Source organism: Billgrantia kenyensis (assembly GCF_013697085.1).
Lineage (GTDB): Bacteria > Pseudomonadota > Gammaproteobacteria > Pseudomonadales > Halomonadaceae > Halomonas > Halomonas kenyensis.
The window spans coordinates 120,141-143,146 of record NZ_JACEFT010000002.1; the positions used below are offsets into that span (position 1 = coordinate 120,141).

Annotated in this window: 20 protein-coding genes and 1 other RNA gene; 12 read left to right on the forward strand and 9 right to left on the reverse strand. The window is 65.2% G+C overall.

The genetic code is table 11. The features are described 5' to 3' along the window. Window positions 1–103: 103 nt before the first annotated feature. Window positions 104–2,170, reverse strand: a complete 2,067-nt coding sequence (glyS, locus tag H1D44_RS03110) for a glycine--tRNA ligase subunit beta (RefSeq protein WP_181513386.1) — start codon at window positions 2,168–2,170, stop codon at window positions 104–106. After that, window positions 2,170–3,156: a glycine--tRNA ligase subunit alpha gene (gene glyQ, locus H1D44_RS03115; RefSeq protein ID WP_181513387.1), complete on the reverse strand. Its 987-nt coding sequence runs from the start codon at window positions 3,154–3,156 to the stop codon at window positions 2,170–2,172. The genes glyS and glyQ overlap by 1 nt, the downstream gene beginning before the upstream one ends. Before the next feature lie 98 nt (window positions 3,157–3,254). Between glyQ and rfaD the strand changes: the two genes are divergently transcribed. Together rfaD and waaF are read left to right on the forward strand one after the other, a co-directional pair. Continuing rightward, window positions 3,255–4,220, forward strand: a complete 966-nt coding sequence (rfaD, locus tag H1D44_RS03120; protein ID WP_181513388.1) for an ADP-glyceromanno-heptose 6-epimerase — start codon at window positions 3,255–3,257, stop codon at window positions 4,218–4,220. After that, window positions 4,196–5,266 (forward strand): lipopolysaccharide heptosyltransferase II, encoded by a 1,071-nt coding sequence (waaF, locus tag H1D44_RS03125; RefSeq protein ID WP_338073461.1) that lies wholly within the window; start codon window positions 4,196–4,198, stop codon window positions 5,264–5,266. The genes rfaD and waaF overlap by 25 nt, the downstream gene beginning before the upstream one ends. Before the next feature lie 17 nt (window positions 5,267–5,283). On the opposite strand, the gene H1D44_RS03130 is transcribed toward waaF, so the two are convergent. Beyond that, window positions 5,284–6,963, reverse strand: coding sequence for a sulfatase-like hydrolase/transferase (locus H1D44_RS03130; RefSeq protein WP_181513389.1), 1,680 nt, complete (start codon window positions 6,961–6,963; stop codon window positions 5,284–5,286). A gap of 155 nt (window positions 6,964–7,118) precedes the next feature. Between H1D44_RS03130 and H1D44_RS03135 the strand changes: the two genes are divergently transcribed. Then, window positions 7,119–7,898, forward strand: a complete 780-nt coding sequence (locus tag H1D44_RS03135) for a glycosyltransferase family 2 protein (protein ID WP_220127946.1) — start codon at window positions 7,119–7,121, stop codon at window positions 7,896–7,898. Here the strand turns inward: H1D44_RS03135 and H1D44_RS03140 are convergent. Continuing rightward, a complete protein-coding gene (locus H1D44_RS03140) occupies window positions 7,852–8,955 on the reverse strand; it encodes a glycosyltransferase family 9 protein (protein ID WP_181513391.1) in 1,104 nt (367 codons plus the stop codon). The genes H1D44_RS03135 and H1D44_RS03140 overlap by 47 nt on opposite strands. A gap of 41 nt (window positions 8,956–8,996) precedes the next feature. On the opposite strand from H1D44_RS03140, the gene H1D44_RS03145 reads away from it, so the two are divergent. Together H1D44_RS03145 and H1D44_RS03150 are read left to right on the forward strand one after the other, a co-directional pair. Continuing rightward, the gene (locus H1D44_RS03145; RefSeq protein WP_238984405.1) at window positions 8,997–10,145 is read left to right on the forward strand and encodes a glycosyltransferase family 4 protein; all 1,149 of its coding nucleotides are present in this window, start codon (window positions 8,997–8,999) and stop codon (window positions 10,143–10,145) included. Continuing rightward, entirely contained in the window at window positions 10,126–11,169 is a 1,044-nt protein-coding gene (locus H1D44_RS03150; protein ID WP_181513392.1) for a glycosyltransferase family 9 protein, read from the forward strand. The genes H1D44_RS03145 and H1D44_RS03150 overlap by 20 nt, the downstream gene beginning before the upstream one ends. On the opposite strand, the gene H1D44_RS03155 is transcribed toward H1D44_RS03150, so the two are convergent. Further along, window positions 11,121–11,855, reverse strand: coding sequence for a 3-deoxy-D-manno-octulosonic acid kinase (locus H1D44_RS03155; RefSeq protein WP_181513393.1), 735 nt, complete (start codon window positions 11,853–11,855; stop codon window positions 11,121–11,123). The genes H1D44_RS03150 and H1D44_RS03155 overlap by 49 nt on opposite strands. Between H1D44_RS03155 and H1D44_RS03160 the strand changes: the two genes are divergently transcribed. Genes H1D44_RS03160 through waaA form a run of 3 tightly spaced genes read left to right on the forward strand, consistent with a single transcriptional unit; the run spans window position 11,854 to window position 15,675 of the window. Then, window positions 11,854–12,936: a glycosyltransferase family 9 protein gene (locus H1D44_RS03160; RefSeq protein ID WP_181513394.1), complete on the forward strand. Its 1,083-nt coding sequence runs from the start codon at window positions 11,854–11,856 to the stop codon at window positions 12,934–12,936. The two genes, H1D44_RS03155 and H1D44_RS03160, sit on opposite strands and share 2 nt — an antisense overlap. Before the next feature lie 4 nt (window positions 12,937–12,940). Continuing rightward, window positions 12,941–14,371 (forward strand): bifunctional D-glycero-beta-D-manno-heptose-7-phosphate kinase/D-glycero-beta-D-manno-heptose 1-phosphate adenylyltransferase HldE, encoded by a 1,431-nt coding sequence (gene hldE / locus H1D44_RS03165; RefSeq protein ID WP_181513395.1) that lies wholly within the window; start codon window positions 12,941–12,943, stop codon window positions 14,369–14,371. Next, window positions 14,371–15,675, forward strand: a complete 1,305-nt coding sequence (gene waaA, locus H1D44_RS03170; protein ID WP_181513396.1) for a lipid IV(A) 3-deoxy-D-manno-octulosonic acid transferase — start codon at window positions 14,371–14,373, stop codon at window positions 15,673–15,675. The genes hldE and waaA overlap by 1 nt, the downstream gene beginning before the upstream one ends. A gap of 15 nt (window positions 15,676–15,690) precedes the next feature. On the opposite strand, the gene rpiA is transcribed toward waaA, so the two are convergent. After that, window positions 15,691–16,365 carry a ribose-5-phosphate isomerase RpiA gene (gene rpiA, locus H1D44_RS03175; protein WP_181513397.1) on the reverse strand — a complete coding sequence of 225 codons (675 nt, stop codon included), beginning with the start codon at window positions 16,363–16,365 and terminating at the stop codon, window positions 15,691–15,693. A gap of 169 nt (window positions 16,366–16,534) precedes the next feature. Between rpiA and ilvA the strand changes: the two genes are divergently transcribed. Further along, window positions 16,535–18,049: a threonine ammonia-lyase, biosynthetic gene (gene ilvA, locus H1D44_RS03180; protein ID WP_181513398.1), complete on the forward strand. Its 1,515-nt coding sequence runs from the start codon at window positions 16,535–16,537 to the stop codon at window positions 18,047–18,049. 359 nt (window positions 18,050–18,408) lie between these two features. On the opposite strand, the gene H1D44_RS03185 is transcribed toward ilvA, so the two are convergent. From H1D44_RS03185 to H1D44_RS03195, 3 genes are all read right to left on the reverse strand, one after another. Beyond that, entirely contained in the window at window positions 18,409–19,038 is a 630-nt protein-coding gene (locus H1D44_RS03185) for a 5-formyltetrahydrofolate cyclo-ligase (protein ID WP_181513399.1), read from the reverse strand. Window positions 19,039–19,047: 9 nt separating this feature from the next. Further along, a non-coding RNA gene (ssrS, locus tag H1D44_RS03190) (6S RNA) lies at window positions 19,048–19,232 on the reverse strand. 36 nt (window positions 19,233–19,268) lie between these two features. Continuing rightward, window positions 19,269–19,589: a cell division protein ZapA gene (locus tag H1D44_RS03195; RefSeq protein ID WP_181513400.1), complete on the reverse strand. Its 321-nt coding sequence runs from the start codon at window positions 19,587–19,589 to the stop codon at window positions 19,269–19,271. Between the two features lie 157 nt (window positions 19,590–19,746). Between H1D44_RS03195 and H1D44_RS03200 the strand changes: the two genes are divergently transcribed. From H1D44_RS03200 to ubiH, 3 genes are all read left to right on the forward strand, one after another. Beyond that, window positions 19,747–20,322 carry a UPF0149 family protein gene (locus tag H1D44_RS03200; RefSeq protein ID WP_181513401.1) on the forward strand — a complete coding sequence of 192 codons (576 nt, stop codon included), beginning with the start codon at window positions 19,747–19,749 and terminating at the stop codon, window positions 20,320–20,322. Between the two features lie 42 nt (window positions 20,323–20,364). Further along, window positions 20,365–21,702, forward strand: coding sequence for a Xaa-Pro aminopeptidase (gene pepP, locus H1D44_RS03205; RefSeq protein ID WP_181513402.1), 1,338 nt, complete (start codon window positions 20,365–20,367; stop codon window positions 21,700–21,702). Between the two features lie 77 nt (window positions 21,703–21,779). Continuing rightward, window positions 21,780–22,991: a 2-octaprenyl-6-methoxyphenyl hydroxylase gene (gene ubiH, locus H1D44_RS03210; RefSeq protein ID WP_181513403.1), complete on the forward strand. Its 1,212-nt coding sequence runs from the start codon at window positions 21,780–21,782 to the stop codon at window positions 22,989–22,991. The last annotated feature ends 15 nt before the right edge of the window (window positions 22,992–23,006 follow it).

The following is a 23,006-nucleotide window of genomic DNA, read 5'->3' on the forward strand; positions in this document are numbered from 1 at the left end:
ATGTTTCACGTGAAACACTGGCGCGATGCCGCCTGGATAACACAGCAAAGCAGGCGTGAAAAAGCCGGCCGGGAGCACCCCGGCCGGCTTCGATATGACCTGCTCACTGCTGCAGCAGGGAAATATCGGCCACTTCGAGAAACAGCGCCTGCAGTCCGGCGAGGAGGGCCAGGCGGTTCTGGCGTATTGCCGGATCCTCGGCCATGACCATCACGTCATCGAAAAAGGCATCTACCGGCGATCTCAAGGAGGCCAGGCGGTCGAGGGCTTGGCGATAACGCCCTTCGGCGAACAGCGGCATGACGAGGTCATGACTGGCTGATAGGGCCTCGTGCAGCGCCTTTTCGGCCGGCTCTTGCAACAAGGATGCTTCGGCCTGGCTGCTGGTGGTACCTTCCTGCTTGGCCAGGATGTTGGAGACCCGCTTGTTGGCAGCGGCCAGCGCAGCGGCTTCCTCACGCTGGGTGAAGGCATGCACTGCACGCAGGCGGCGGGCGAAGTCCAGCGGTCGTGTGACCGGACGAGCCCTGACGGCCAGGTAGACCTCGGCGGGGATGCCTTCGTCCTGCCCCCAGGCGCGGAAGCGATCGAGCATGTAGCCTAGCACTTCGTCGACCAGTTGCTCGGCGTAGGGCAGCTCCTGGTGCTGTGCGGCGGCCAGCTCGAGCAGCTCACGCAGATCGAGATCCAACTCGCCCTTGATCATGATGTTAAGCACGCCGATCGCGGCCCGGCGCAGGGCGAAGGGATCCTTGGTTCCCGTGGGACGTTGGCCAATGCCGAAGATGCCGGTAAGAGTGTCGAGACGATCAGCGAGTGCCAGGGCCTGGCCGGTGCGGCAGGCCGGGATCGCATCGCTGGCGAAGCGGGGCAGGTACTGCTCCTCGAGGGCCTGGGCGACCTCTGCGGGTTCGCCGTCATGGGTGGCGTAGTAGCGGCCCATGATGCCTTGCAGCTCGGGGAACTCCAGTACCATCTCGGTGACCAGGTCACACTTGGCCAACTCAGCGGCACGGCGTGCCTGAGCCACGTCGCCGCCGATACGGCCTGCGATGAAGGCCGCGACGGCGGCGCTGCGATGGGCCTTGTCCGCCAGAGTGCCGAGCTGCTTCTGGAAGACTACGCCGGAGAGCGACGCAATGCGGTCGCTCAGAGGCTTCTTGCGGTCGGTGTCGTAGAAGAACGCGGCATCGGCCAGGCGTGGACGAATCACCTTTTCGTTGCCTTCGATCACCTGCTGTGGGTCGTTGCTGTCGATGTTGGCGATGGTGATGAAGCGTGGCTTGAGCCGATCCTGCTCGTCGAGCAGGTGGAAGTACTTCTGGTTGGCTTTCATCGACGAGATGAGGCACTCCGCCGGCACGTCGAGGAAGCGCTCATCGAAGCTGCCGGACAGCGCCACCGGCCATTCCACCAGGCCGCTGACCTCAGTGAGCAGCTCCTCGTCGATCACCGCCTCGGCTTCCTGAACTTCGGCTTCGGCCAGGACTTGCTCGCGGATTCGCTCTCGGCGCCGCTGCCGATCGGCCAGAACCCAGGCTTGTTCGAGGGCGCCGAGGTAATCGTCGGCATGAGCTAGCTCGATGGGCTGCGGCGCATGGAAGCGATGGCCACGAGTGGTGCGCCCGGCCTTCAGCCCCAGCACGTCGGCTTCGACCACGTCGCTACCGTAGAGCATTACCAGCCAGTGCACGGGGCGAGAGAACTCCACCCGGGAGGCTCCCCAGCGCATGTTCTTGGGTACCGGCAGGGCGCCAATGGCCTTATCGACGATGGCAGCCAGGAGCTTCGTCGTGGCTTCGCCCTGCTGCTGCTCACGGTAGCCCAGCCAAGTGCCCTTGTCGGTCTCGAGGTGAATCAGCTCGCTGACCTCGACGCCGCAGGAGCGGGCGAAGCCCTCCGCTGCCTTGGTCGGCTGACCCTCCTTGAAAGCGGCAGCCACTGCGGGACCACGGCGCTCGACCTCGCGGTCGGGCTGCTTGTCGGCGAGTTCGGCAACCTGCACTGCCAGGCGGCGAGGCGTGGCGTAGGCGCGAATGTCGCCGAAGGCAATCTCGGCCTCGGCGAGACCGCGGCGGAGGCCCTCGGCCAGGGCATCGGCCAGCGAATCAATGGCGCCCGGCGGCAGCTCCTCGACGCCCAGTTCGATCAAGAGGGTATTGGCAGCCATCACGTGTCTCCCTGTTCGGCGGTAGTCTCTTTGGCCAACAGCTCCTGACGCAGCGCCTCGGGGGCCAGCGGGAAACCGGCGGCCTTGCGCGAGGCGAAGTAGGCGTGGGCCACGTCGCGGGCCATGGTACGAACGCGCAGGATGAAGCGCTGGCGCTCGGTCACGGAAATGGCGTGGCGGGCATCCAGCAGGTTAAAGGTGTGCGAGGCCTTGAGCACCTGCTCATAGGCCGGCAGCGGCAAGCCGGCTTCGAGCAACTTGGTGCATTCGCGCTCCTGATGATCGAAGGCATTGAACAGGGCCGGAACATCGGCATGTTCGAAATTGAAGGCGGACTGCTCGCGTTCGTTCTGCAGGTAGACATCCCCGTAGGTGACCTTGGAGCCATCCGGTGCAACGGCCCAGATCAGGTCGTAGACGCTGTCGACGTCCTGCAGGTACATGGCAATACGCTCGAGGCCGTAGGTCAGCTCGCCCGTTACCGGGTAGCACTCGAGTCCGCCGGCCTGCTGGAAGTAGGTGAACTGGGTCACCTCCATGCCGTTGAGCCAGACTTCCCAACCAAGCCCCCAGGCGCCCAGGGTGGGAGACTCCCAGTTATCCTCGACGAAGCGAATGTCATGGACCAGCGGGTCGATACCGAGACGTGCGAGCGAGCCCAGATAGAGTTCCTGCAGGTCGGCCGGCGATGGCTTCATCACCACTTGAAACTGGTAATAATGCTGCAGGCGGTTGGGATTCTCGCCGTAGCGGCCGTCGGTGGGCCGGCGGGACGGCTGCACATAGGCGGCGTTCCAGGTCTCAGGACCGATGGCGCGCAGGAAGGTGGCGGGATGGAAGGTGCCGGCCCCGACCTCCATATCCAGCGGCTGGAGCACGACACAGCCTTTCTCGGCCCAGTACTGCTGCAGGGCGAGGATCAAACCCTGGAAGGTCTTCACGTCTATCGTCGACCCTGAGGGCGACGGGGTTGTCGAGAGAGTCATTGCGATGCACCGTTGGCCATGAATTCACAAGGCGTCAAGTATACAATCACAGACACATCGGTTATAGGCGCAGCAACGCGCCCCCAGTGAGGTTCACAATGATCGTAGTGACAGGCGGTGCCGGCTTCGTTGGCTCGAATCTGGTCAAGGCCCTCAACGAGCGCGGCGGGCACGAGGTAATGGTGGTCGACGACCTGAGCGACGGCACCAAGTTTATCAACCTGGCAGACTGCACCTTGGGCGATTACCTCGACAAGGAGGAGTTCCGCTCGCGCGTCGAGGCAGCGTTGCGAGGTGAGCCGTCCCGCCTGCCGCCGATCGAGGCGATCTTTCACGAGGGCGCCTGCTCGGACACCACCGAGTGGGACGGCCGCTTCATGTTGGATAACAACTTCGAGTACTCGAAGGTGCTGCTGCACTTTTGCCAGCAGCAGGGTATCCCGTTTCTCTATGCCTCATCGGCAGCCACCTATGGCGGTAGCGAGGTATTCCGCGAGGAGCCCGAGCACGAGAAGCCGCTCAATGTCTACGGCTACTCCAAGCTGCTGTTCGACCAGTACGTGCGCCAGCACTGGGACCAACTGACCAGCCAGGTGGTGGGGTTCCGCTATTTCAACGTCTACGGCCCACGGGAGCAGCACAAGGGCAAGATGGCCAGCGTCGCCTACCACAACCACACTCAGGTCTCCGCCGGGCAGGACCTGCGCCTGTTCGGCGCTTGGGATGGCTACGAGGCCGGCATGCAGAGCCGCGACTTCATCTATGTCGGCGACGTCGTGGACGTCAACCTCTGGTTCCTGGACAACCCCGACAAGTCAGGCATCTTCAATCTAGGCACAGGACGTGCCGAGCCGTTCAAGGCCATCGGCGAGGCGGTGATCGACTTCCACGGCCGCGGCCGGATCGAGTACATCGACTTCCCCGACGAGCTAAAGGGGCGCTACCAGAGCTATACGCGTGCCGATATCTCGCGCCTGCGCGAGGCGGGCTATCAGCGCGAGTTTCGTACCGTGGCGGAAGGGGTGAAGGATTACCTGGCGTGGCTGAGCGGAGCGAGGGGGTGAGCCAGGCGGCCTCGTCGCCGTCCAGCATTCTTGTCGTCGGTCCTTCCTGGGTCGGCGACATGGTCATGGCCCAGAGCCTGTTCAAGACCCTCAAACAGCGCGAGCCGGGCAGCCGGATTGGCGTGGTCGCGCCGGGCTGGTCGAAGCCGATCCTCGAGCGCATGGAAGAGGTCGATGAAGTGGCCAGCCTGGAAGTCGGCCATGGCGAGTTCGGCTGGTCGACTCGCCGAGCCCTGGCCCGCGAGCTGCGCGGCCGTTTTGACAGGGCCATCGTGCTGCCTCGCTCCTGGAAGTCGGCCCTGGTGCCGTTTCTGGCCCGTATTCCGCAACGTACAGGTTTTACCGGCGAGCAGCGCTATGGCCTGATCAACGACCGGCGTTCGCTCGACAAGGCGGCGCTGGATCAGACCGTGAAGCGCTTCGTGGCACTGGGGCTCGATGCCGAAACGGCGCGGCGCGGCGACTTTTCCATTCCTCGGCCACGACTGAGGGTCGATCCCGACAACCAGGCCCAACAGCGCGAGCGGCTGGGGCTGGCGACGTGCCCCGCCATCGGCATGATGCCGGGCGCTGAGTACGGCCCGGCCAAGCAGTGGCCGCTGGGTCACTTTCGCGAGCTGGCCGGACGCCTGGCGGCGGAAGGGTTCGAGGTCCGGGTACTGGGCGGCCCCAAGGATGCCGCGGCCGGTTCGGCGATTGCCGAGGGCCAGGCAGGAGTGCACAACCTCTGTGGGCAGACCCGCCTGGCCGATGCGGTGGATCTGCTGGCCGACTGCCAGCAGGTGGTAACCAACGATTCCGGGCTGATGCACGTGGCTGCGGGGGTTGGCTGCCGGGTACATGCGCTCTATGGCTCGTCGTCACCGGCCTATACGCCGCCACTCACCGCCAGCGCCGAGATTCACTACCTGGCGCTCAACTGCTCGCCTTGCTTCGAGCGCAGCTGTCCTCTGGGACATACCCACTGTCTGGTACAGCTTTCTCCCCAGCGAGTCCTGGCAGCCGTGCTGGCGAATGCCGGCGGCGGCGCAGGGGGACGCAGCTAAGCTTGTGTCAGGTGGCGTTACTGTACCGTGGCGGGCTCCTCGCCGGTGGCGTCCACTGGGTTTTCCAGCACCTGGTCCTGTTTCTCCTGCTCCTCTTCGGGAGCCGTTTGCGGCTCGGGGGCGAGGCCATCCCACAAGCGCTCCTGAAGTGCTCTCTCTTCGCGCATACGGGCATTGATGGCGGTCATGCTGTGCTCCTCGATCAGCGTCGGCTCGTCGGATAGCAGCGAGACCCCCAGACCGGCCCGGTGCCAGTCGATGGTGAACCCCATGGCCTCGAGGATGGTGGGGAATACATCCACCATCGAAGCCTCCCGGGTCTGGCGGTCAACGGGAATCCCGGGGCCCAGCAGCATGAAGGTATTGTCACGCTCGCCCTGGATCAGCTGCTCCCATTCCGACACGCGCATGGTCAGGTGGTCGCTGGCGATGATCACCACGGTATTGTCGAGCAGGCCCTCGGCGTCGGCGCGTTCGAGAAAATCACGAGCCAGCCAGGCTGAACACTCTACGGAGTAGAGGATATCGACGCCGTCGAACTCCCCCTGGCGGTCGATGCAGCGCTGAGCGGGGTAGCCTCGCGGGGCGTGGCCGGCAATGGTCAGATTGACCACGCCCCAGGGGCCTGGCTGCTCGTCGAGTCGGCGCATCTCTTCCAGGGTAAAGTCATACAGCGAGTCGTCGTACAGCCCCCAGTTGTTGACGTACTCGGGGTCGTCCAGCAGCGGCTGCAGGTCCTCCCGGCCGAGCACGGTATCGAAGCCGTGATCCTTGTAGAAGATGCCCTTGCCAGCAAAGGCGGTGCTGGCGCCACCCAGGTAGCTCAGCCGGTAGCCCTGTTCGGAGAGCAGGTCTCCCAGGCAGTCGACTCCGGGCACCACTTTTTCCAGCGGCGAAAACTGGCGGTCGTGCAGCAGGCCGGCGGGCATCAGTGGGCTTCCGCACTGGCTGGCAATCATGCCGGCCATGGTCCAGCCGGTATTGTCGATCTGGTAGACGCCCTCATAGACCAGACCATGCTCGCCGATGGCATCCAGGTCCGCGTAGGCATCGCCGAAGCGCTCGCGATCGGCATAGGTTCGCTCGATGCTCTCCAGATACAACAGCAGCAGATTGGGAGGTTCCTCAGGGGCCTCGAGGATGACGGGTGGCACGTACTGGCGGTCGAGCCAGGCGCCATCATCGGTGACGATGGCCGCCCCGCGCTGGGTGACCCCGTACAGCAGGGGGTTGCTGGCCAGCAGGACCAGAGCGAGAAAGGGCTCGCCGCGGCGCCAGCGTTGATCATTGCGCACCAGCCAGGTGAGCGAGAGCAGCAGCGCTGCCATGGAAAGGGTATAGCCGGTGGCCGCCCAGATGCGACTGATCCCGCCATGGTCGGCCATGCCGGCCTGGAGATGGAAGAACACCGCGGCCAGGTCGACGATGCCGAAGCTCTCGGAGAGGTAGATATAGAGCCCCCACAGGGCGATGGGCAACAGGCTCCAGGGCCAGCGGCGCGGGGCTCTGATCTGATTTCGAGGAGCCCCCCAGTTGAACCAGGCTCCCGGGACCATCCATATTGCGGCAATCAGCGGCAGGCCCCAGGTCGGCAGACGGGTCAAGGAGGTGACCGCATAGCCAATGCATAAGCCGATGACCAGCAGTGACAGCCAGCGTGGGTGAACCAGTTCGAACAGCTTGGTAGGAGTTGGCATGGGTCTGAATCATTCCTTGAGTTCATTGGCTAGCTTACCAAGGGTTTCCCGCCTGGCACCAAAAAGCATAGGCCAGTGGCTTGCAGGTGGTCGATTTGCTGGCCTGATGGGTCACCAGTAAACTGGCCAGCCGACGAACCGACTAGGAAATGCCGATGAGCCTGGCTGCGGTACTGATCGTCAAGAACGAGGCCCACCATCTCCACGCCTGCCTGGAGACCCTGAGCTGGGCAGACGAGATCGTGGTACTCGATTCCGGCAGCACCGACGCCACCTGCGATATCGCAGGCGAGTTTACCGACAGGGTGGCGGTGAGATCCGACTGGCAGGGCTTTGGCGTGCAGCGCCAGCGGGCCGAGGCCATGGTGGAGAGTGATTGGATCCTGATGGTCGACGCCGATGAGCGGGTGACGCCCGAGCTGCGTGCCAGCATCCAGGCTGCCGTTGCCGCGGGCGAGCCGGCCATCCATACCCTGCCACGACTTTCCTGGTGCTTCGGCGACTTCATCCGCCACTCCGGCTGGTATCCCGATCGCGTCGCGCGTCTCTATCCCCGAGGCAAGGCGGGCTACGACGCGTCCCTGGTCCATGAGAAGCTGCAGAACCCGCACGGTTTGCCCGTCAGGGCGCTGCAGGGGGACTTGCTGCACTATACCTATCGTGACCTGCGCCACTACCTGGAGAAATCGGCCCACTATGCCCAGGCATGGGCCGAGCAGCGTGCCGCTCGAGGCAAGCAAGGCAGCCTGCTGGACGGGATCGTCCATGGCCTGGGGTGTTTTTTGCGCATGTACATTCTCAAGGCGGGCTTTCTCGACGGCCGCCAGGGGCTGCTGCTGGCGCTGCTCTCGGCGCACTCCACCTTCGCCAAGTATGCCGACCTGTGGATCAGGACGCGCACGTCTCCGCCGCCCGACGACGCACAAGGTCACTGATGGTTGCGGCCGCGGTCTCGAGGTCGATGGCTGACATTTCGCTCTCCCCGGCACCCTCGGGCGGGCTGAAGGCGAGGCGGCACGCTTCCTCGTTGCATGTCTGCCAGCGCAGCGAGGTGGCCGAGCGGCGGGCAGGATAGAAGCCCGCCGTTGGACGGTTCAGGCAGCCGGCGATATGCAGCGGCCCGGTGGAGCCGGCAATGAACAGGTCGGCGGCGGCCAGGGCCAGGGCGAAATCCTCCAGGCGCTGGCGTGACGGCAGCACCGCGGCGTGCAGCCCGGCGGTACTCAGGGTGTTACTGAGTGACAGTGCGGTTTGCTCTTCACCGGGGCCAGCGGTAAGCACCCAGTGTGCCTGGATACCCGTGGCTGTGAGCCGCGAATCAATCGCCGCGGCCAGCTTGGCATACTGGGCCGTGCTCAGGTTGACGGCCGAGCCGCCGCTGCCGGCATGCAGGAACAGCCAGGGACGCGAGGCATCGAGGTCGAGTTCGCTGGCAATTTCCTCTCGCTGGGCCTCGATGCTATCAGGTTTCAGCGGCCAGAAGGGCGGGCTGGGGCGCGGTTTGAGCGTATGGCCCAGCGCGGTGAGCAGCGCCTCGGCGAGTTCGATGTTGTAGAGGTATTCCGGCTTGGCGGAGCGTGACCTGCGCTGGATGACCCGATGGTTGTAGAATAGCTGCGCCCACTTGGTGGCAGGCGCCACACGACAGGGAATTCCTGCACGCCAGCCCAGCCAGCCGATGCGGGGTGTGGAGTAGAGGGTCAGCATGGCCGAGAAGCGCTCCCGGCGCAGACGGTCGAGCAGCGCTTGTTTCGCCGCCTTGCCGGTGCCTGGGTCGATGATGACTTCATCGACCCAGGGGCATAGGCGTGCGAGGGGCGCCGTGTAGCTCGGCACCAGAACGCTGATCCTGGCAGCCGGGACGGTCGCCTTGAGACAGGCGAGTGCCGGCCAGGCGAGCATGAAGTCGCCGAGCTTGTCGTTGCGCACCACCAGGATGCGCAGCATTTGATCCCTGGCGTGGCGGCATGCCACGGTGGAAGAAGACGTCATCTGGGCTCCCGAGCCCCGCTTGACCGACGAAGGAGACAGCCTTGTCGCACAAGGTCATGCATATTTGCCTCTCGGATGGCTGGGGCGGCCTCGAAATGTATCCTGCGCGGATTATACCCGAGCTGCAACGCCAGGGGTGGGAAGCCCACGGTCTGGCCCTTGCCGGCTCCAGGGTGGCCGAGAGCATGGCGGTCGCCGGCGTGGAACCGCTGACGACACCCTCACGTGGACGTGCGCTGCTGCAGGCGGGTCGTATCCTGGCCTACCTCAGGCGTCATGGCATCGATGTCCTGCACTGTCACAAGTCCAGTGATCTGCGCCTGGCAGCGCTGCTGGCAGCGCTGCGCCCGGGGCTCAAGCTTTTCTTCACCGATCACATGGGCGTGACCCGGCCGAAGAAGGACCTCTATCACCGCTGGGCCTACGGCCGGGTCACGCGGCTCTTTTCCATCAGCGAAGCCACCCGGCAGCGCAACCTGGCCGCCTTCCCGCTGCCGCCCGAGCGCATCCGGCGGCTCTACCTGGGCATCGACCTGACGCCCTATGCTCCACGGCTGGATGAGCCGGCCCGCGAGACCCAGCGCAGGGAGCTGAGCGTTGCCCCCGGCCAGGTGGCCATCGGTCTGCCTGGGCGATTGACCGACGGCAAGGGCCACGAGGTGTGGCTGGAAGGGCTGGCATTGCTGCACGAGAGGGCGCCAGGACTTGACTGGCACGGTGTGCTGATCGGCGGCCTGACGGCCCGGGAGGGAAGCGATGAGGCCTATGTGGCCCAACTGCGCAGGCGAGTGGCCGAGCTCGGGCTGGAAGGTCGAGTGACATTCGCCGGCTTTCGCGCCGATCTGCCGCGCCTGTTCGAGGCGCTGGATATCGTCTGCGTGCCTTCGCGAAACGAGGCTTTTGGCTTGACCGTGGTCGAAGCGATGGCCGCCGGCAAGGCGATCATCGGTGCCGACAGCGGAGCGATTCCCGAGCTGCTCGAGGCGGGCAGCGGGCACCTTGCCGACCCCCAGAAGCCGCTGGCCTGGGCCGATGCCATGGCCAAGCAGGGGCAGGATGCGGCGCTACGAGCCCGTCTCGGTCAGGCTGCCAGGCAGCGCGCCGAGACGACATTTGCCATTTCCCGCCATGTAACAGCGCTGGTCGAGGAGTATTCAGGACAACGGAACGATGAAAGTCTGGACGGATAAGTGCGCCTACCTGAGCCGCAGAGGGCGTGAGTGGCTGGAGCGCGCACCGTCGCGTGAGGTCCAGCGTATCCTGGTGATACGACAATGCGCCTTTGGCGACTACATGGCCACGCGGCCCTTCCTGGTCGAGCTGCGTCGCCTGTTTCCAGGTGCCCATGTCACCCTGGCGACGGTGAGCACCTATCGGTACGCCGTGCCCGAGGATCTCATCGACGAGCTCTTCGTGCAGGAGACGCAGGGTGGCCTTGGCGCACAGTGGCGCTCGTTGCGCAGCCTGACTCCCTTCGACATGCTGTTTGACCTGGCCGACACGGCCCGTTCGCGGCTGCTGACCTTCATGACCTCCGCCTCGATCAAGCTCGGCTTTCCTTACCGCTCGCTCTCCAATCGCCTGCTCTACGATGTCGGGCTGCGACGCACCAACTACCACTACGAAGCCGAGGTGCTGCTCGACTTCCTCAAGGTGATGGGCCACAAGCCAAGGTATCCTCTCGATTTCGCCATGCCTTGCCACCTGGGGAGCGACGCCGAGCGCATCATCGCCTACTTTCCCTTTGCCTCGAGCTCGGACAAGTCGCTCTCGTTCGATGCCTGGCGGCAGCTCATCGAGGCCGCAGCAAGCACACATGTCGACTATCAGCACGTGCTGCTGGAAGGGCACAAGGCGGAAGAGGGAGGCGAATTCCTTGCCGAAGTCGTGGCCAGGCAAGGCAATGTCAGCGTCCAGCCGCGCATGGACCTGGAGCGCCTCGCCGAGTGGATGACTCGGGTCTCGGTGCTGGTATGCGGAGACACGGGCGTGCGTAACCTGGCGCTGGCAACCCATACGCCGACCCTGGGAATCTTCTTTCGCACCCTGCCGTATCGCTACTGGCCGCGCTACGAGAACTTCCATGAAGCCGTCTTCCTGCGTGACGGGGCGACGCCAGGCAAGGCGGATATTCTGCACGGGCTGGAGGAGCTGCTGCTGCGGCTCTATCCGGAACGGGAGCTGCCTCGCCCATCGGATGAGGACGGCTTGTAGCCTCGACGGACCGCCGCCATCTTCTCGGCGTGGCCGAACTTGGCCAGGGAGCGCTCGAGGCGCGCAAGGTTGGCTTCTCGCCACGGACCGGGGCGGCGCAGCCGACAGCGATCGAGGTCGATCAGCCACACCTCCCCGGCGCCATCGACCAGCAGATTGCGGGCGTTGAGGTCGACATGGTCGAGACCGGCCTCGTGGAAGCGGCGTATGGCCGCGCCGACCCGCTCGAGGAGTGTTGCCTCGGCTTCGACGAGGCGCTCGGCGAGGGCGCTTGCGCCGGGAATGCGTACAGTGATCAAGGCGGCCGTGTAGGTGATGCCGCGGCGAGTGACGCAGCTGGCTACCGGTCTGGGCACCGGCAGCCCTTGCTCATGGAGGCGGGCGGTGAGTCGCATTTCGCGAAAGGCGCGGGTGCGCTCGACGCCGGTCCACAGATAGTCGCTCTCGCTGAGCCTGGCGACCAAGCCGCCGCGGCGATAGGGCCGCAGTACCCACTGCGCGCCGCCAGCGTCGAGGAACAGGCTGCTGCCACGCCCCGGCGCTTCGCCGATTACGCGTCCTGCCTGACGCCAGTGGTCCGGGGCGAACAGTGACGGGGCGATTTGTGGCGCCGACTCGGCGTCACATACACTGTCCGCATCATATAGAATGAACGTCTTTCCCGTCTGACATGTTGCCAAGTGCATGAAGCATCCTCTGCCTGACCAACCGCGCCACATCGCCGTGCTGCGACTCTCCGCCCTCGGCGACGTATGCAACCTGGTGCCCACCGTTCGCGCGCTGCAGCGCCAGTGGCCAGGCGCTCGTATCACCTGGATCGTCGGCAAGGCGGAATACAGTCTACTGGCCGGCCTGTCGGGGGTCGAGTTCGTGGTCTACGACAAGTCCACGGGGCTGGCCGGCATGCGCCGGCTGTGGCGCGAACTCGGCGATACCCGTTTCGACGTGTTGCTGCACATGCAGCAGGCGCTGCGGGCCAGCGTACTTTCACTGGGGCTCAAGGCCGATGTGCGGGTAGGCTACGACAAGGCTCGGGCCAAGGATGCCCAGCACTGGTTCACCCAGCGGCAGCTGGCTCCGCACCCGCACGCGCATGTGTTGGAATCCTACCTCGACTTTGCCCGCCTGCTGGGAGTGGAGGACCTGTCGCTGGCCTGGGACCTGGCGGTGCCCGATGCGGCATTCGAGGAGGCCGCGGCATTGACCGGAGAGGCGGGCTACCTGCTCATGAGTCCCTGTGCCAATCCACGACTGCGCAATTTCCGCAACTGGTCGGCGGAGGGCTACGCCGCCGTCATCGAGCATGCCTGGGCTCAGTATGGCCTGAAAACGGTACTCACCGGCGGCGGCAGCACCCTGGAGCGGGAAATGGGCGAGCGCATCGCTGCACTGAGCCAGCCGGCGGCAGTCGTCGACGCCATCGGCGCCACATCGCTCAAGGGCTTGCTGGCGCTGATCGGTCGCGCTCAGGTGGTCATAGCGCCGGATTCCGGGCCGGTGCACATGGCCAACGCCATGGGCACCCCGGTCGTCGGCCTGTATGCCACGACCAACCCGGATCGCGCGGCCCCCTATTTGTGGCGCGACTACGTGGTGAATCGCTACTCCGATGCGGTGCGTACCTACATGCACCGCGAGCCCGACGAAATCACCTGGGGCGAGCGTGTCCGTCATCCCGATGCCATGTCGCTGATCCGTATCGATGACGTGGTCGAGCGTCTTGATGCCCTGCTGGCGCGCCGCGACAGCCACAAGGAAAAGGAATGATCCGATGAAGCTAGACCTGACCGCGCTGGAGCAGGCGCATGTGCTGGTGGTGGGGGACGTGATGCTCGACCGCTACTGGCATGGCGGCACCTCACGTATCTCGCCTGAGGCCCCGGTGCCGGTTGTTCGCGTCGAGGAGTGCGAAGACCGCCCCGGCGGAGCGGCCAACGTGGCCCTCAACATCGCCTCGCTAGGAGCCCATGCCGCCTTGAGCGGCATGGTGGGCGACGATGACAACGCCCGCCGGCTGGTCAGTCGCATGGAGGCGGCCGGTGTCGATACCTACTTCGAGAGCAGCCCGGGGATTCCCACGATCACCAAGCTGCGTGTGATGAGTCGCAACCAGCAGTTGATTCGGCTCGATTTCGAGGATGGCCTGGGTGAACTCGATACCCGAGGGCTGCTGGCGCGCGTCGAGCAGGGGCTGGCCGACTGCGACCTGGTGATCCTCTCCGACTACGGCAAGGGAACGCTCAATCGGGTCGAGGAGCTGATCGCGCTGGTTCGCGGCGCGGGCAAGCGGGTGCTGGTCGACCCCAAGGGCAGCGATTTCTCCAAGTATCACGGGGCCAGCGTGATCACGCCCAACCTGACCGAGTTCGAGGCGGTGGTCGGTCACTGCCGCGATGATGCAGAGCTGGCATCCAAGGGCGCCGCACTCTGCACCGAACTCGAGCTCGAGGCGCTGTTGATCACTCGCAGCGAGAAGGGCATGACCCTGATTCGTACCGATCACGAGCCGCTGCATTTGCCGACTCGTGCCCGCGAGGTATTCGACGTCACCGGCGCTGGCGACACCGTGATCGGTGTGCTGGGGCTGGCGCTGGCGGCCGGCCACGGTTTCCCCGAAGCCATGACCCTGGCCAACCTGGCCGCCGGGCTGGTGGTGGCCAAGCCCGGCACGGCCACGCTCTCCATCGCAGAACTCTACACCGCAGTGCACGGCGACAAGCTGGCCGAGTTCGGCGTCATCGACGAGCTGCCGCTGATCGAGGCAGTGCGTGCCGCGCAGCTGCGCGGTGAGCGGGTGGTCATGACCAATGGCTGCTTCGACATCCTGCATGCCGGCCACGTGGCCTATCTTGAGCATGCGCGCCGGCTCGGCGACCGACTGGTGGTGGCGGTCAATGATGACGCCTCCATTGCCCGGCTCAAGGGGCCCAAGCGGCCGATCAATCCGCTTTCCCGTCGCATGCAGGTACTGGCCGGCCTGGGTGCGGTGGACTGGGTGGTGCCATTTGGCGAGGACACGCCGCAGCGCCTGATCGAGGCGGTATTGCCCGACGTGCTGGTCAAGGGCGGCGACTACCGCGTGGAGGAGATCGCGGGTGGCGAAGCCGTCCGCGCCGCTGGCGGTGAGGTGAAGGTGCTGGGCTTCGAGGATGGCGTCTCGACCACCGCCATGATCGCCACCATCCTCGATCGCGAGATCTGATGGTCAGGGCAGCTCGGGGTTGGCCTCGTTGGCTCTATTCGCTGGTGCTCTATCTGCTGGCCCCCTTCGTCTGGAGGCGAGTGTGGTGTGAGCATGCGCTCACTAACCTGAGGCGTGAAAGGCTTGGACTGATACCGCGCATTGCCACCGAGTCGCCCCGGCTGTGGCTTCACTGCGCTTCGGTCGGTGAAGTACAGGCCGCCCGCCCGCTCGTCGAAGCGCTGCTGCAGCGCTATCCGTCCCACCAGCTGGTGGTCACCACCATGACCGCCACCGGCGCCGAGCGGGTCCACGCGCTGATGGAGGCACGGCGTCAGGCAGGCGAGCCTGAACGCCTGGTGCATCGATTCGTACCGCTCGATTACCCTGGCGCTGCCAACCGCTTCGTCGCGCGCCTGTCGCCTGCACTGGCAATCTTTTTCGAAACCGAGATCTGGCCCAACCTGCTGGCCGCCTGCCGGCGTCGCGGCGTGCCCACGGCGGTGGTCAACGGCCGTCTGTCGCCTCGAGCCTTTCGTGGCTACCGCCGGCTTCGCCCGCTGATGGCCGAGGCCCTGGGGCAGGTCGACTGGCTGGCCGCCAAGTCACGAGGCGATGCCGAGCGTTACCGAGCCCTGGGCATGCCGGCCACGCAGACCGATGTGGTGGGCTCGCTCAAGTACGATCTGACGCCGGACGAGGCGTCCTGCGCGGACAGCAAGCGCCTTTGCACACGCCTGGGCTCACGTCCCGTGTGGGTAGCCGGCTCCACTCACCCCGGTGAGGAGGAAGCGCTGCTTCAGGCCCATGCCGCGCTGCGTCAGCCCTACCCCAACGCCTTGCTGATCCTGGTTCCACGCCATCCCCAGCGCTTCGAGGCAGTCGCCGAGCTGTGCCGTGAACGCGGCTTCTCGCTGGCGCGCCGCTCGCTCGGCGAGTGGCCCGGCGAGCGCACGGCGGTCTACCTGGGTGACACCATGGGCGAGCTGCTTACCCTCTATGGTGCCGCCGACCTGGCCTTTGTCGGCGGCAGCCTGGTCCCGGTAGGTGGGCATAACCTTCTCGAGCCGGCCGCCATGGGCGTGCCGGTGCTGACCGGGCCCGAGCTGGCCAACTTCGTCGATGTGGCCGAAACGCTGCGTCATGGCGGGGCTCTGGTCGAGGTGCCCAGCAGTGCGGCCCTGGCCGATACCCTGGTCACCCTCTTTCTCGACGAGAGCGAGCGCCACCGGCTGGCCGAGGCGGGCCTGGCCGTGGTGGCCGCCAATCGCGGTGCGCTGGCGCGAACCATGGACGGCCTGGAGCGGTTGCTTCCTGTGAAGTGAGCGGTCGCTGACCTGTCAGGCCGGGGACAGCCGCTCGACACCCTGCTCGGTTCCCAGCAGCAGCACGTCGGCACCGCGCGCGGCGAACAGGCCGTTGGTGACCACCCCGACGATGGCGTTGAGGCGGGCTTCCATGGTGACCGGATCATCGATCATGAAGTCATGGCAGTCGAGGATCTGGTTGCCGTTGTCGGTCACCACCCCTTCGCGATAGACCGGGTCGGCGCCCAGCTTGACCAGCTCGCGGGCCACGTAGGAGCGAGCCATGGGAATGACCTCCACCGGCAGCGGAAAGGCTCCCAGGCGCTCGACCCTCTTCGAACCGTCGGCGATGCAGATGAAGCGCTCGGCGCAGGCCGCCACGATCTTTTCACGGGTCAACGCAGCGCCGCCGCCCTTGATCATGTGTAAGTGAGCGTTCACTTCGTCGGCGCCATCGATATAGAAAGGCACGGTGCCCACTTCGTTGAGCTCGAATACCTCGATGCCATGACGCCGCAGGCGCTCGGCGCTGGCGTCGGAGCTGGCCACGGCACCCTTGAAGTCATCTCGCAACCGGGCCAGCCGGTCGATGAACAGATTGGCGGTGGAACCGGTGCCGATGCCGAGGATGGTATCGCGCTCGAGCCATGGTTCGATTTCCGCAATGGCAGCGGCGGCCACGGCGGCCTTGAGTTCGTCCTGGGTCATCACTTGCTCACTGTGAGTGGGTGGCGAATGTCGCGCCATTATAAGCCAGGAAGGGGCGCGATGCCGACGCGTTCGCTGGACGCCAAGGGGCCAGAAATGCTACCTATAGGGGTTCGCTCTGCATTGCAGCAAACGCTGCGGCCCCATTGCGCCACCCTTGGAAATCAGGATGCTCGAAGCCACCGTCAAGAAGATCCTCCAGGCTCATGTCTATGAGGCTGCTCGCGAAACACCCATCTCCCCGGCACCTTTCCTTTCACGGCGCTTCAATAATCAGATCCTGATCAAGCGTGAGGATCTGCAGCCCGTCTATTCGTTCAAGATTCGCGGTGCCTACAACAAGATGGCCCAGCTCTCCGAGGAGCAGAAGGCCAAAGGCGTGATCGCCGCCTCGGCCGGCAATCACGCCCAGGGGCTGGCCATGGCGGCCAAGCTGATGGGCGTCAAGGCAGTCATCGTCATGCCCCGCATTACCCCGGAGATCAAGGTCCAGGCAGTACGTGCCAGGGGGGCCAAGGTGGTACTCAAGGGCGACGCCTTTGCCGCCGCCGCCGAGCATGCCCAGGAGCTGATGGCCGAGCACGGCTACACCTACATCCCGCCCTTCGATGACATCGACGTCATCGCCGGCCAGGGCACGGTGGCGGTGGAGATCCTGCGTCAGTACACCGGGCCGCTGGATGCGATCTTCGTGCCGGTGGGCGGCGGCGGGCTGATCGCCGGCGTGGCGGCCTACGTCAAGTACCTGCGTCCGGACATCAAGGTGATCGGCGTGGAGGCAGAGGACAGCGCCTGTCTCAAGGCAGCGCTTGCGGCGGGCAAGCGGGTGACGCTTTCCCAGGTCGGCGTCTTCGCCGAGGGCGTGGCGGTCGCCCAGATCGGCAAGGTGCCGTTCAAGATCGTGCGCGACCTGATCGACGACGTCATCACGGTCAATGCCGACGAAATGTGCGCGGCGGTCAAGGACATCTTCGACGACACCCGTGCCGTGTCGGAGACCTCCGGGGCGCTGTCGCTCGCCGGACTCAAGAAATACATCCAGCAGACCGGCGTCGAGGGGCAGACCCTGCTGTGCATCAACTCGGGGGCCAACACCAATTTCGACCGCCTGCAGCATATCGCCGAGCGCACCGAGCTGGGCGAACAGCGCGAGGCGATCCTGGCCGTGACCATTCCCGAGCGCCCCGGCAGCTTCAAGAAGTTCTGCCGCATCGTCGGCAAGCGCATGGTGACGGAGTTCAACTATCGCTACGCCGACCCCGAGGAAGCGCACATCTTCGTCGGCGTGCAGGTCAAACCGGGCGGCGAGGACCGCCAGGCGGTAATCGACAAGCTGCGCGAGTCTGGCTATCCGGTGGTCGATCTTACCGACAACGAGCTGGCCAAGCTGCATATTCGCCATCTGGGCGGAGGCCGGCCCAAGGAGCACTTCGACGAGGAGGTGTATCGCTTCGAGTTCCCCGAGCGTCCCGGAGCGCTGATGAATTTCCTCACCCACCTGCCCCAGGACTGGAATATCTCGCTGTTCCACTACCGCAACCACGGCGCCGCCTTCGGTCGCGTGCTGGTCGGCATGCAGATTCCCAACGGTGATCGCTCCCACGTCGAGGAGTACTTCGACGATATCGGTTATCGCTATTGGAAGGAGTCGGACAACGACGCCTATCGGCTGTTCATGGCCTGACGCCCGAAAACCATGGGTGAGCGCTGACTTACGGCAAAGGCGAGAACTGGCATGGGTTTCTTTTTGTAATCGTCGCTTCCAGCGGTTGTCATCAACGCCTGCCAAGCCCTATAGTCGGCGCTGTCACGGCTGCCGCCGTCACGGTTCAATCACGGGAACGTCAGGAGTTGGTAACAATGAAGCGTAAGCCCGATCTGGTCATGGCACTGGTGCTGGCATTTGGCATTGGCGTCGTCGTCACCGGTTACGCCCAGGCGCTGGCAGGCGGCTGAGTCGGCAGGCAGTGCCATGATCAGATAAGCGATGGAACCGGTCGAAGCCAGGCTTCGACCGGTTTTTTTATATGCAGATCGCGAGGCTCAGGGACGCACGACCCGCGAGTCGCTGACGATGGCGTCGAGCGGTACGTCCCAGGGGGCCGCCGGCAGGCAGTCTACCCGCTGGCAGTCGTGGGCCAGCCCGATCAGTGTCGGCCGCGGTCCCGGTCGCCGGGTGAACGCCAGGCTGCGGTCGTAGAAACCGCCGCCCATGCCCATGCGCTGGCCCTGGTCGTCAAAACCGACCAGGGGCAGCAGGATCAGGTCCAGTGCCCAGGTTGCCTGCCGGCGTGCACGATGGGCGCCATGGCGGGTCTGCGGTTCAGGGATGCCAAAGCGGTTGCGGCGCATGGGCGTTCCCGGGTGGTAGTGCACGAACCACAGGGTATTGTCGGAAAGCGGCTTCAACACGGGAAGGTAGACTCGTACGCCGCGCTGGGTCAGCCAGGGAATGAGCGGGCGGGGGTCGATCTCGCCGTCGTTGGGAAGGTATAGCGCGACTCGCCTGGCGCGGTGCAGCTCGGGCAGCTGCCTCAGGCGATGACACAGGGCACGGTCGGCTTGCTTGCGCTGGCTCGGGCTCAAGGACCGCCGTCGCTGGCGCAGAGCCTGGCGAAGCTGGCGGCGAGAAGCGAAGTCGTCGGCGACAAGAGCGTCGGGCAGTAGAGGCATGATACGCTAAGGTTCCCCAGAGTGCCGCTGTCGTTCTGGCCCTTGAACCCTTGGTTCAAGGTGGGTGGCCGCAGCCGAACCGTCAGGCTTTCCGACGCACGGACATGCACACGGGTCCGGCTAGCTAATGGCCGCCCTGGGTATTGCTCATAGGCTCGAGGGACTTCAACGACTGGCCAACACCCCAGGGAACATCTTCATCCTATCAGAGGCGGGGGGTAGGTCCAATCTCATTCGGCAGGAGTTGTGTTACTGCGTGCAGCGCTGGCCATGGCTTGCTCCAGGCGCTCGCTGAGCAGGCTCAGCTGGCGCTCCTCGTCACGCCGTGTATCCAGCACTTCGAGCAGTTCATGGGCGATGTTCAGGGCGGCCATCAGCGCCACTCGTTCGCCGCCGAGCAGGTTGTTCTGCGAGTGGATACCCTGCATGGCGCGGTCGAGATAGCGAGCGGCCCGCTCCAGCTTGCGCTCCTCGCCCGGTTTGCAGGCGAATACATAATGGCTTCCCAGTAGGGTCACCTGTGCGGTGGTGCGAGTGGCGTCATCGCTCATGCTGGGCTCCGGTGTTGGCTTGTCGTCCCGATGCGTTACCATCCAGCCAAACAAGACACATCAATTCAATCATCCACTATAAGAGAGCCTTTCGCAGGCGGTCAACGCAGCGCCGTCGGCGAGAGGTCCATCACCGTAACCGATAGGGGTTCCCCGCATGTCTTCGATCGACGAACGACTGGACTTTTCCACCCTGGCCGACCTCTTCCTCTCCCATGGCAGCATGCAGTCGCCGGCTTTTCTCGATGGTCGGCTGTGCGCCGAGCTGGCGCTGCAGGACCTTGCCGCCGAGGCCTGGCTGGAAGAGGTCTGCCTGGGGCTCGGCGTCGAGCAGCCCCGTGACCGCGCCAGCGCCGAGACCCTGCTGGGCTGGCGTCGCCAGGCCCTGGAGGCGCTCGCCGACAGCGGCCTCAACTACGAGCCGCTGCTGCCCGATGAACTCTTCTCGCTGTCCGAGCGGGCCCGGGGGCTGCAGGAGTGGACGCTCGGTTTTCTCGAGGTCATCGACGACGCCGGCGAGGCCAAGCGCGAACGCTGGTCCCAGGCGCTGCGCGAGGCCATTGAGGACCTGGGTGGCCTGACTGCCATCGAGACCGACCTCGACGATAATGCCGAGAACGAAAATGATCTCTTCGCCTTGACCGAACATGCACGCATGGCCGCCATGCTGCTATACACGGAGCAGCATCCCGGCCGGCCGCAGGTGGAATCAAGCGAGCCGACCCACCATTAGGCTGCGCCCTCCCCCCTTACCCGGAGTACACAAGGAGCCATGATGCTGCCCGACCCCCTGCCCCGCCCCGCGCCGATCGGCAACGACGAATACCACGCCCGCCGGGCGGCGCTGATGCAGCAGCTTCCGGCACACAGCGCCGTGTTGCTGCCCGGTGCCGGCCTGGTAACCCGCTCGCGTGACAGCGACCACCCCTTCCGTCAGAACAGCGACTTTCATTATCTCACCGGATTTCCCGAGCCCGATGCCCTGCTGCTGCTGCTTCCGGGGCGTGACGAAGGCGAGAGCGTGCTGTTCTGCCAGGATCGCGATCCAAGCCTCGAGGCCTGGACCGGCATCCGCCTGGGGGCCGAGGGCGCCATACGCGAGCACGGTGTCGATCAGGCCTTCGAGAATGCCGAACGTGATCAATGCCTGGAAACCCTGCTCGACGGTCGGACCAGTCTGTACCTGATGCTCGGCGACGCCGAGAGCCTGGCGCTGGCCGAAGAGGTACGCGAGCGTCTGGCCGGGCGAGTGCGTCGTGGCGCTTGCCCGCCCCAGCGCTATGTCGATCTAGCCCCGCTGCTGAATGAGATGCGCCTGCTCAAGAGCGAGGGGGAGCTCGCCCTGATGCGTCACGCAGCGAGGATCTCGGCGCTGGCACATCGGCGCGCCATGCGCGCCGCCCGCCCTGGGCTTGGCGAGTACCAGCTCCAGGCCGAGCTAGAGCATGAGTTTCGTTGGCACGGCGGCAGTGGCCCGGCTTACGCCAGCATCGTGGGTGGCGGCGGCAATGCTTGTGTGCTGCACTACATCGAGAATAACAAGCCGTTACGTGAGGGCGAGCTGGTGCTGATCGATGCCGGGGCTGAGTTCGAGCTCTATGCCGGCGACATCACCCGTACCTTCCCGGTGGGTGGTCGCTTCAGCGGTGCCCAGCGCGACCTGTACGAGGTGGTGCTGACTGCCCAGGAGCGCGCCGTGGCCGCTGTTCGCCCCGGCGTGACCCTGGTCGAGGTTCATGACGGCGTGGTGCGCGACCTCACGGCCGGCCTGATCCGGCTGGGACTGCTCGAAGGCGAGGTGGAAGCGCGCATCGAGGACGAAAGCTACAAGCGCTTTTACCTTCACTCGACCTCCCACTGGCTGGGGCTCGACGTGCACGATGTGGGGGACTATCGCATCGAGGGCAAGCCAAGACCGCTGGAGCCGGGCATGGTGCTGACGGTAGAGCCCGGGCTCTACACCCCGACCGATGAGGATATCCCCGAGCAGTATCGCGGCATTGGCATCCGCATCGAGGATGACGTCGCGGTGACATCCGAGGGACAGGAGGTACTGACCGGCGACGTGCCCAAGCGGATGGCCGAGATCGAGGCGCTGATGGCTAAGGAGTAACCAGTGAGGGATGCTGCTTCTATGAAATTACGTAATTTACATTACATAATGACGTTTTGTAGTACGGGTATGGCCTCATGACGGCGGTCAGCTCGCGTCAGGTGGACGTCGCCATCGTCGGCGGCGGGCTGGTTGGCGCCAGCCTGGCCTGTGCCCTGGCACCGCTGATCGAGCGCCATGGCCTGTCTGTGGCAGTGGTCGAAGTCGCTCCCATGCTCGATGTCGCGGCAACACCCTGGCAGCCCAGCTTCGATGCACGCTCCAGTGCCATTGCCCAGGGCTCGGCGGAGCGTTTTCGTGCCATGGGGCTGTGGGACGCAATGGCCGAGCAGGCTGCGACGATCCAGCGCATCCACGTCAGCGAGAAGGGTCGCCTGGGCGTGACTCGACTGACTGCTGCCGAGCTCGGCCAGCCGGCGCTGGGTCATGTCATTCCCAATGCCTGGATTGGGCGTGTGCTGCATCGGCGTCTGGCCGAACTGCCCATCGAGTGGCACTGCCCCGCCAACGTGGAATCCATCGTTCCCGAGGGTGAAGGTTATCGACTCGCTCTCTCCAATGGCTGTACGCTTCAGGCAGGCTTGGCGGTGCTGGCCGATGGCGGGCGCTCCGGGCTCAAGGAGCAGTTGGGTATTGCCAGCGATGCGACGCCGTACGATCAGGTGGCGCTGATCGCCAACGTTGAGATGAGCCACCCGCACGATGGGGTCGCCTACGAGCGCTTCACCCGCGAAGGGCCCATTGCCTTGCTGCCGCTGCCGGGACAGCAGATGGCCTTGATCTGGACCCATGCCGTCGGGCGGGAAGCTGCCCGACTGGGGCTCGGGGACGGCGATTTTCTCGCTGAACTACAGCGTGCCTTCGGCGATCGCGCCGGACGTTTTCGCCGTGTCGGCAGTCGTCATGCCTATCCTCTGACCCTGGTGACGGCGCGTGAGGCGGTGCGGCCGGGCCTGGCGGTACTGGGCAATGCCGCCCATTCGCTCCACCCGGTGGCCGGACAGGGCTTCAATCTCGCCCTGCGTGGTGTGACCGACCTGGTGGCTGCGCTGGAGCAGGCGCTTGCCGAGGGCGAGCCGCTGGGTAGCATGCTGACCCTGCGTGACTTCGAGGCCAGGCGTATCGTCGACCGACATCAGGTAATTCGTTTCAGCGACGGCCTGGTACGCCTGTTCGGCATCGACAATGCCCTGCTGGCGCATGCACGAGCGGCCGGCCTGGTGGGGCTCAACCTTTGCGGTCCCCTGCGCCGCGGGCTGGCTCGCCGTGCCATGGGCCTGGAGCGCTGAAGGCAGAGACCCAAT

Bases quoted from the DNA above. Each gene is read 5' to 3' on its own strand.
- waaA (WP_181513396.1), top strand. From the start codon at position 14,371: ATGGTCAGGGCAGCTCGGGGTTGGCCTCGTTGGCTCTATTCGCTGGTG.
- H1D44_RS03130 (WP_181513389.1), bottom strand. From the start codon at position 6,963: ATGCCAACTCCTACCAAGCTGTTCGAACTGGTTCACCCACGCTGGCTG.
- rpiA (WP_181513397.1), bottom strand. From the start codon at position 16,365: ATGACCCAGGACGAACTCAAGGCCGCCGTGGCCGCCGCTGCCATTGCG.
- ubiH (WP_181513403.1), top strand. From the start codon at position 21,780: ATGACGGCGGTCAGCTCGCGTCAGGTGGACGTCGCCATCGTCGGCGGC.
- glyQ (WP_181513387.1), bottom strand. From the start codon at position 3,156: ATGACTCTCTCGACAACCCCGTCGCCCTCAGGGTCGACGATAGACGTG.
- ilvA (WP_181513398.1), top strand. From the start codon at position 16,535: ATGCTCGAAGCCACCGTCAAGAAGATCCTCCAGGCTCATGTCTATGAG.
- H1D44_RS03200 (WP_181513401.1), top strand. From the start codon at position 19,747: ATGTCTTCGATCGACGAACGACTGGACTTTTCCACCCTGGCCGACCTC.
- rfaD (WP_181513388.1), top strand. From the start codon at position 3,255: ATGATCGTAGTGACAGGCGGTGCCGGCTTCGTTGGCTCGAATCTGGTC.
- pepP (WP_181513402.1), top strand. From the start codon at position 20,365: ATGCTGCCCGACCCCCTGCCCCGCCCCGCGCCGATCGGCAACGACGAA.
- H1D44_RS03195 (WP_181513400.1), bottom strand. From the start codon at position 19,589: ATGAGCGATGACGCCACTCGCACCACCGCACAGGTGACCCTACTGGGA.
- H1D44_RS03160 (WP_181513394.1), top strand. From the start codon at position 11,854: ATGAAGCATCCTCTGCCTGACCAACCGCGCCACATCGCCGTGCTGCGA.
- H1D44_RS03155 (WP_181513393.1), bottom strand. From the start codon at position 11,855: ATGCACTTGGCAACATGTCAGACGGGAAAGACGTTCATTCTATATGAT.
- H1D44_RS03150 (WP_181513392.1), top strand. From the start codon at position 10,126: ATGAAAGTCTGGACGGATAAGTGCGCCTACCTGAGCCGCAGAGGGCGT.
- H1D44_RS03140 (WP_181513391.1), bottom strand. From the start codon at position 8,955: ATGACGTCTTCTTCCACCGTGGCATGCCGCCACGCCAGGGATCAAATG.
- H1D44_RS03185 (WP_181513399.1), bottom strand. From the start codon at position 19,038: ATGCCTCTACTGCCCGACGCTCTTGTCGCCGACGACTTCGCTTCTCGC.
- glyS (WP_181513386.1), bottom strand. From the start codon at position 2,170: ATGGCTGCCAATACCCTCTTGATCGAACTGGGCGTCGAGGAGCTGCCG.
- H1D44_RS03135 (WP_220127946.1), top strand. From the start codon at position 7,119: ATGAGCCTGGCTGCGGTACTGATCGTCAAGAACGAGGCCCACCATCTC.
- hldE (WP_181513395.1), top strand. From the start codon at position 12,941: ATGAAGCTAGACCTGACCGCGCTGGAGCAGGCGCATGTGCTGGTGGTG.